2 protein-coding genes are annotated in these 1,001 nt (G+C 63.8%); one reads left to right on the forward strand and one right to left on the reverse strand.

All coding sequences use genetic code 11. The features are described from left to right. A partial coding sequence (locus ABT116_RS50745) for an LGFP repeat-containing protein (RefSeq protein ID WP_502984131.1) occupies nt 1-714 on the forward strand: 714 nt, incomplete at its 5' end. Here ABT116_RS50745 and ABT116_RS50750 read toward each other — a convergent pair. Continuing rightward, the coding region (locus tag ABT116_RS50750) for an HAD family hydrolase (protein WP_351648744.1) at nt 663-1,001 on the reverse strand (339 nt) is incomplete at its 5' end. The genes ABT116_RS50745 and ABT116_RS50750 overlap by 52 nt on opposite strands.

Raw genomic sequence — 1,001 nt, forward strand, 5'->3', positions numbered from 1 at the left:
CCTGGCATGGCCGGACTCGATCCCAAGGGCCGAACGACGATGTACTCCGAGGGCACCGAGTTCACGCCGTACCCGCAGGGCGCAGCAGTCGACCTGCCGATCATCTTCGCGCACCGCGACGTCGGAAACACCGCTTGCCCGGGTGATGCCGCGTACGCACACATGAACGACATCCGGAACATCGCGGCCGCGAATATCGGGGGAACGTTGAACCCCTCGAACCCCTCCAATCCGTCGACGCCTGCGCCCAAGCCGACCACTCCGGTCGACACGGTCACCGGTGGCACCGGTTCGTCGATCCCGGATCTGGTCACCCAGATTCTGCAGATCACCGACAATTCACCGCTCGCGCAGAAGTGGATCGCCGAAGGTGGCGAAATCGGCCGCCTCGGCCAGGCTCTGTCCGGAATTCTGCAGGCGAAGCTCGGCAACCAGGGTGCGCTGTTCCAGAACGGTGCTGTCTACACCTCGCCGAACGGCGGAGTGTTCACCGTGCTCGGCGAGATCTTCAAGTCGTGGCAGAGCTTCGGTTCCGACGCGGGTGAACTCGGATTGCCGATCTCGGACGAGTACTCGATCCCGGACGGCTTGCGCAGTGACTTCGAGAACGGTTCGCTGATCTTCAACCAGATCACCGGCATGGTCACGAAGGTCCTCAAGACCTACAACGAGACCTTTGCCCAGGAAATGGCCAACAGCGCGCCTGTCGGCTGACACTCGCGCAGTACACGTCCTCGGGCGCTGGTGGGTTCTACGCACCAGCGCTCGAGGACTTTTGCGACCCCGTTCTCCGAATTGGCGTCGGTGACCTCGTCGGCTGCGGCTTTGGCTTCGGGGTGAGCGTTACCCATGGCCACGCCGAGCCGCGCCAAGCCCAGCATCGGGATGTCGTTGGGCATGTCCCCGAAGGCAACCAGACCCGACAGGTCGAAGCCGAACCTCTCCGCGGCAGCAACCAGGCCCGACGCCTTCGTGATTCCCGGCGCCGAGAGTTCGATCAG

Source organism: Streptomyces sp. NPDC002130, from assembly GCF_040296465.1.
Taxonomy (GTDB): domain Bacteria; phylum Actinomycetota; class Actinomycetes; order Streptomycetales; family Streptomycetaceae; genus Streptomyces.